At 42.8% G+C, this 6591-nt stretch carries 7 protein-coding genes and 1 pseudogene; 2 read left to right on the top strand and 6 right to left on the bottom strand.

All coding sequences use genetic code 11. From position 1 onward, the window contains the following. A pseudogene (locus BN1067_RS19605) lies at nt 1-207 on the top strand (ADP-ribose pyrophosphatase); the annotation flags it as partial. Between the two features lie 100 nt (nt 208-307). Here the strand turns inward: BN1067_RS19605 and BN1067_RS19610 are convergent. The 3 genes from BN1067_RS19610 to mug all read right to left on the bottom strand — a co-directional run bounded on the left by BN1067_RS19610 (nt 308) and on the right by mug (nt 3810). Then, entirely contained in the window at nt 308-2260 is a 1953-nt protein-coding gene (locus BN1067_RS19610; RefSeq protein WP_053220494.1) for an aconitate hydratase, read from the bottom strand. 276 nt (nt 2261-2536) lie between these two features. Continuing rightward, complete coding sequence (locus BN1067_RS19615) at nt 2537-3295, bottom strand: (S)-benzoin forming benzil reductase (protein WP_053220495.1); 759 nt, start codon at nt 3293-3295, stop codon at nt 2537-2539. Continuing rightward, complete coding sequence (mug, locus tag BN1067_RS19620; protein ID WP_053220499.1) at nt 3286-3810, bottom strand: G/U mismatch-specific DNA glycosylase; 525 nt, start codon at nt 3808-3810, stop codon at nt 3286-3288. Before mug ends, BN1067_RS19615 begins: the two co-directional genes overlap by 10 nt. Nucleotides 3811-3896: 86 nt before the next feature. Between mug and BN1067_RS20025 the strand changes: the two genes are divergently transcribed. Next, the gene (locus BN1067_RS20025) at nt 3897-4040 is read left to right on the top strand and encodes a hypothetical protein (RefSeq protein WP_199868575.1); all 144 of its coding nucleotides are present in this window, start codon (nt 3897-3899) and stop codon (nt 4038-4040) included. A 55-nt stretch (nt 4041-4095) separates the two neighbouring features. Here the strand turns inward: BN1067_RS20025 and BN1067_RS19625 are convergent, their stop codons facing one another. From BN1067_RS19625 to BN1067_RS19635, 3 genes are all read right to left on the bottom strand, one after another. Beyond that, complete coding sequence (locus BN1067_RS19625; protein ID WP_053220496.1) at nt 4096-4533, bottom strand: hypothetical protein; 438 nt, start codon at nt 4531-4533, stop codon at nt 4096-4098. 11 nt (nt 4534-4544) lie between these two features. Beyond that, nucleotides 4545-5552 (bottom strand): STAS domain-containing protein, encoded by a 1008-nt coding sequence (locus BN1067_RS19630; RefSeq protein WP_053220497.1) that lies wholly within the window; start codon nt 5550-5552, stop codon nt 4545-4547. A gap of 273 nt (nt 5553-5825) precedes the next feature. Next, nucleotides 5826-6203, bottom strand: coding sequence for a DUF2512 family protein (locus BN1067_RS19635; protein WP_053220498.1), 378 nt, complete (start codon nt 6201-6203; stop codon nt 5826-5828). Nucleotides 6204-6591: the final 388 nt, after the last annotated feature.

Here is a 6591-nt window from a genome sequence, read left to right on the forward strand (position 1 = left end):
CCGCCTATGCCTTACCATGTGTACAAATTGTTTATTCAATGTGAAGTGCTTGACGGAAAGCTCTCAGGTGGATTGGAAACAAGCGGTGCCGCTTTTTTTGGTATGGAGGAGCTCCCGACTTTGTCAACCGGACGGAACACCCGGAAGCAAATTCTTCAATTGGTTGAAGATGCTTTCGATCCAAAGGCGCCATGCCGGTTCGATTGATGAAACTTACCGGTTGACCGAGCCCGGTACAAGCTTTTTAAAGGAAATGAAGGACAAGCCCTTAATCTAGCTTGTCCTATATAAATCCTATCGTAGTTACTTAACTGTTTTTCGCTTCACCTTGCCTAACCCAGTTGATTAGTCCGCCATGGAGCATCACATCGATTTGCCGTTTGGAAAGCGAGTGCTTCGCATCGATTACTCCTTTTCCTTTCACTTCAACCTCCACTGCACTCGTGGCTGGCAATGATTTATGCAGGTTTTTCACCCGCAGTACATCTCCTTTTTCCAGCATGTCGTAATCTTCTTCATGGACGAATTCCAACGGCAATACACCGAAGTTGACAAGGTTTTGCCAATGTATTCTCGCATAATCTTTTACGATAACGAACCGAAGCCCTAAGTAACGCGGTGCCAAGGCTGCATGCTCACGGCTTGATCCTTGCCCATAATTGCTGCCGCCTATAATCACATGACCGCCGGCGTCCCGGATTTCCATTGCCCGTTCATAATAGGTTCCGTCCAATATCTCAAAGGTGAACTTGCTGATTTCTTCCAAGTTGCTTCGATACGGAAGAACACGTCCGCCACCTGCCAAAATTTCGTCTGTTGAGATGTCATCCCCTACTTTGAATAAAACGGGCAATTCCATCTCATTAGGCAATGCATCAAATTCTGGTATTTTCGAGATGTTCGGTCCTTTTACAAGCTCCGTTTTCCTTGCTTCTTCCAATGGCAGCGGTTTTTCCAGCAATTCATTATTAATCGTCGGATTTTGTGGAAGCTCTACTTTCGGATACTCCATATCCAAATCACGGGGATCCGTAATTTTTCCCATTAGAGCGGATGCAGCGGCTGTCTCAGGACTGCACAGAAAAACAGAATCTTCCTTTGTACCCGATCGTCCAGGAAAGTTACGCGGCGTGGTCCGTAAACTGTTTCTACCGGTTGCCGGAGCCTGCCCCATTCCGATACAGCCGTTGCACCCTGCCTGGTGAAGCCTTCCTCCAGCCTGAATTAGTTCAAATAACAATCCGGACTTTGTCATATCAGATAAAAGCTGACGGGATGCAGGATTGATATCCAACGACACACTATTAGAAACCTTTTTTCCCTTTAAAATTTCTGCCACAACCGCCACATCTCGATACCCTGGATTTGCTGATGAGCCGATATAAGCTTGATAAATTGGTTCTCCAGCCACTTCCCGAACAGGAACGACATTTCCAGGACTGGATGGCTTGGCGATTAACGGTTCCAAGGTTGATAAATTGATTTCTTCTTCCAAATCATAGGATGCTCCCTTATCTGCCGTCAGCTCGATCCAATCTTCACCGCGCTGCTCCATCTCAAGAAAATTCTTCACTTCTTCATCAGATGGAAAAACGGTCGTGGTTGCTCCAAGTTCAGCTCCCATATTGGCTATCACGTGACGGTCCATGGCTCCCAGCTGGCTGACTCCCGGTCCGTGAAATTCCAGAATTTTTCCGACACCGCCTTTTACACCATGCCGTCTCAATAATTCCAGAATAACATCCTTTGCACTGACCCAATCCGGCAATTCACCTGTTAGTTTCACTCCCCATATTTGAGGCATTTTCACATAAAATGGCTGGCCGGCCATGGCAAGCGCTACTTCCATTCCACCCGCACCCATTGCCAGCATTCCAATCGAGCCGGCAGCACACGTGTGACTGTCGGAACCTACCATTGTTTTTCCTGGCTTTCCGATTCGCTGCATGTGCACCGGGTGGCTCACGCCATTACCTGGTTTACTGAAGTAGACGCCGAATCTTCTGGTTGCGCTTTCAAGAAATAGATGATCATCTGGATTTTTATGATCGACCTGGATAAGGTTATGATCGACATACTGGGCCGAAGCTTCCGTCTTCACCTGGTCTATTCCCATCGCTTCCAATTCAAGCATAACCAGCGTACCTGTTGCATCCTGTGTCAACGTTTGATCAATTTTGAGCCCGATCTCTTCTCCCGCCTCCATGCTTCCTGAAACCAAATGTTCCTTTATCAATTTTTGTGCAACGTTAAGTGCCATTTCTATCTCCTTTCCTTTAAAATTTCCAAACTTTTTTTCATGATGTATAAATCGTCTAACAGCAGAAAGCTTCCAGTATTTGATAGTAATCCTTTCCCTTCATTAAAGCGCTCTCAAACATGTTAGAAGCCATTCATGTAAAAAGTAGAGAAACGAGAATTCTTTCCCTATTGTTTTGGAACAATTCTATTCTCTCTACAAAAACTTTTAATCGATAAAGAAAAATCACCAGCTGCTTGCGATGCTGATGATTTTTCTTCATTCTTTATTTCGATTTTAATCCTCGTCCTTTATACTGTACATCTTTCCATTTTCGAGATTGATTCCCAAGTCGAGTACGGAAACGAGGTGATCCGCTACAATTTCTGCTCCTCGCAACTCATTGGCTCTTTTTAATTGTTTAAACTGCTCCACATCTAGAAATTGGTCTTCTGTTGACGAGCGGATTGTTCCCTGCATGTCTGTATCCATTTTCCCGGGATCATATAATATTGCTTTATTTCCGGTTTTCTTTGCCTCTTGTTCAAGGGCTACCGTCTGAGTAAACCGGTTGAGTGCTGCTTTTGTACTGCTGTAGGCGCTCCAGCCATAAACAGAACGGCTGGCTGCGCCGGAAGTGACATTGACTATAACAAACGGGATAGACGTTTTCTCCGCTTTTGCAATCAATACGTTGGTTGTTGTCATGGGAGCCAATTGATTAATGTGAACATGTTTACTTAAACTGGCCGCATCATAATTGCCAGCTGTATCTATCGGGCTGACAACTCCTGCGTTATTGATTAGATAGACCACTTCATATTTCCCCTGAAAGACCTTGTCCCCGACCTGTGTGAAAATTTTCTCGACATGTGCCAAATCCTCTAAATCACAATACAAGTGCTCATAAGATACCTTCTTTTCTTCTGCAAGTTCTTGCAACTCCTGATTATTCTGACGGGAAATGCCGATAACACTTGTTCCTTGCAGCAATAGCCTTTTGGCCAAAGCTGCCCCAAGACCTCGGGACGCTCCCGTTACGATGGCTAATTCCATGTTTTACCGTCTCCTTTCGTGACAAACGTTGATAGTTTATGATAGATAGCAATTATTTCCTCTAGCTTCATTCTGACTAATCCACTCGACGATGGTGCTACAAATTCAGATGCCTGGCTCACTGAATTTTCCTGCAACCCCCACATGACTTTGCGATTTTTACTATACTGTTGATAAACGCCCTTCCCGACAAAACAGACAGTTTTCGGCTGGTAGCGCTCGATTTTGCCCATAAGCTCGATTCTTCCCTGTCGATACTCTTCTTTTGTTATTTCAGCTGCTTCCTTTGTCGGTCTGGCAACGATATTAGTCAAACCGTACCCATACTCCAACAACCGGAAATCCTCTTGTGCGGTTAGCTTTACCGGTGTTAAACCGGAGCGATAAAGAATCGTCCAGAATCGGTTGTTCGGATTTGCATAATGATGGCCGGTTTCAGATGATTTAATACTGGGGTTAAATCCTACGAATAATATGTTCAAATGTTCCCGTAAATGATCTGGGATCGGTTCCAGCATGATAGCTACCTCCTCTCCTTTTTCTGCGTTTTGCATAACAGCACGAAATGGGGCAATCTTAAAACGAAAAAGGAGTTTTTATTTTGGAAAAAGACAAAGATAAAGTTAATTACAAACAAAGCTACGAGTCTGATGGAAAAATGGGGAAAGATAAGCAACGCCACGGAAAAACACCTAACTATAAAGATGAAAAGATGTTTTTTAACACAACCGAGGCAAGTGAATAAACATCATTTTATATGGTATAGAAAGGCAGCGCTCTAAAAGAGAGCGCTGCTTTTTCTAGTTTGATTTGTTCACCTTAACGTTTTTCAACCCATTCTTGATAAACTCATTTTCATACTGTTCTGCCAAATCAAGCCTTCTTTCTATATCTTTCTGCTGAAGCTTCCCTACTGGACCAAGCTCCTGCAGCAAGTCACGATTTGCCAGCCGATAGGTTAATTCTTCCCATAGATTATAATCCTCAAATTCTTTTATATAACGGTGAACTTTTTCTTTTTGCTCCGATGTAAGCTCGTAAAAGTCGTCCTCTTTATCATATGTGACATATTCATCAAAGCCTGCGTCTTCATATTTTGAAAAAACGAATTGTTCCATTTCGCTGTATGATGCTATTTCCTCATTACGATGAGCATTCACCAGCCAGTTCCCCATATATACAAGCTCCATCAGCTTTTCGTACTGTCTCTCCGACATTTCCATTTTAATCTTACTCATCATTCCACTCCTTACCCGATAATCTGTTTTCCTTCCTCCGCCAATGCAAAGTGAATCGCATGTTTCAAGGTGGAAAAGCAATTCAGCCCCTTCATGTCAACCTGGGCCTCAATCAGTTTCATACTTAATTGAGGGGATATACCGACAATGGCACTTTTCATCCCAAGTAACTTAGAGGATTCCGTCATGTTTTGCAGAAGGGAAATCGAATAAGCGTCCAAATCATCGTCTAATCCGGTCACATCCAATATCAAAAAGTTTGCATGATAATCCGGTAAGTTTTTCATTGTACGGTTTAACAAGTCGTCTGCCCGTGCCTCATCATACTTTCCAATAAACGGCATTACCAGGATACCCTCCAGCACGGGAATCAATGGAGACGAAATCTCTTTAACAAGATTGGTTAACGTTTCTGTCCTCTCCTCGACCATTTGCTCCAGACGATTAATCTCCTCCTGCTCCTTAAGCCTAGTGAAGTGATGGATATCCTGGATTGGGAATTCATCCGAAGGGTAGTAATGAATTTCATCATACTCAGCCCCTTCAAGTTGGCTTTTCATTATCGAGAAACCAGTGTTTTGTCCGAACAGACCAGTTAAAGTACCTGCAAAGTGACCTGGCAAAAAGGTACTCATTTTTTGTTTTCCCTGCAATTTATTTACTTTGTACTCCCAACTGTTTCTCACACGGATAACAGCTGTTCTTTCTTCTTCTGAAAAATCGACAATTTCCAAATCACACCAACCTGCACCTGAATAAATGTCAGGAAAAGAGTTGACTACATTTTTAATACAATCTTCCTTAAAAAAATCGCTGACAATATGCCCCATTCGAAATCCGGCCGTTTCCATTACTACATTCGCTGCATCGTTGCCGGAAACTTCCTCTATGGTATCTATAAACGATTTCATAGCAGATTCAATCCAAAAAATAATAACATCCTGTCCTTCAAATTTCATACTGCCCTCAGCAGGTACCCAGTGATAACTGGGGTGATTTTCTATAACGGACTCTCTCATCTGTTATTCCCCCTTTTTTGACAGTAATTCCTATACTCCAATCGATGATAGGTTTAATTTTATCATTTTTTGTCGATAATCTAAACTATTGAAACCACCTGTGAGACGGAAATACTTTCCACCTCCTTGGTTTAACGGGGATGAAACGATTGATGTTATCTTTTGGCGTTGTCCATATTCGATCTTACGGTATGTATGCTTCTACTTATACAAATAGCTCTCTGGTTCACTAGGAACTAGAGAGCTATTTTTTATTATACAGACGATGTTTTATTAATGACTTTCGGATAACCTGTGGCTTTCTCTAATCGTCGCCATATTATTTTTCACTAACCATTTGTGGTAGAACCACTCACCTGCAGCAATTACAACTGCTGTAACCAGCGCTGGTAAAAAGGTACTTTCTGCTCCGATGACTGCAAGTCCTATCCAAAGCACTATCAACGCTAATACAAAGTCAGATACTGTTGCCATCATGTTGCTCGTACGTGGAAATATCATCATATCACCAAGAGCATAAGCTACTGCCATCAAAATAATTCCCAATACTGTCGTGCTCCAGAAAGACACATTGAAAAACAAGGTCATCACGATCCACATGATGGGCAGCACCATTAATGCTTTCATCCCAAGTGCTTTACCGTGTTCCATGAAAATACCTCCTTTTCTGTATTTAGTAGTGTTATTCCGCATAAGACGGTATGATAAACTGTTTATCGAATTTTTGGTACAAATAACCTATTGCATTTTATTTTTTATTTTGCTATTTCCTTCTTTAAATTTTTTGTTTAATTTCACGCTGGCCGGAGAGGATATAAATTCGCTTTGCGCGGACGAACACCGGGGACTCACGATGCCCGCTGTCGAGTCTCGATCATCGGTTCTCTGTCAAATGTGGTGGTGCGATTTTTCTTCCACCCTCTCTTTATCGAAAGGCTCATTCTAAAAACAGCTATTTTACTCAGACCGCAGAGGAAATAAACTCGCTTTCCGCGGACGAACGCCCGAGCCTCCTCGCAAAGCCCGCTGTGGGGTCTCG

Source organism: Virgibacillus senegalensis, from assembly GCF_000821245.2.
In the GTDB taxonomy this organism is placed as follows: Bacteria; Bacillota; Bacilli; order Bacillales; family Amphibacillaceae; genus Sediminibacillus; species Sediminibacillus senegalensis.

What these genes read in the sequence shown, in the direction of transcription:
- BN1067_RS19610 (WP_053220494.1), bottom strand. Translation starts at nt 2,260, where the DNA reads ATGGCACTTAACGTTGCACAAAAATTGATAAAGGAACATTTGGTTTCA.
- BN1067_RS19615 (WP_053220495.1), bottom strand. Translation starts at nt 3,295, where the DNA reads ATGGAATTAGCCATCGTAACGGGAGCGTCCCGAGGTCTTGGGGCAGCT.
- BN1067_RS19625 (WP_053220496.1), bottom strand. Translation starts at nt 4,533, where the DNA reads ATGAGTAAGATTAAAATGGAAATGTCGGAGAGACAGTACGAAAAGCTG.
- BN1067_RS19630 (WP_053220497.1), bottom strand. Translation starts at nt 5,552, where the DNA reads ATGAGAGAGTCCGTTATAGAAAATCACCCCAGTTATCACTGGGTACCT.
- BN1067_RS19635 (WP_053220498.1), bottom strand. Translation starts at nt 6,203, where the DNA reads ATGGAACACGGTAAAGCACTTGGGATGAAAGCATTAATGGTGCTGCCC.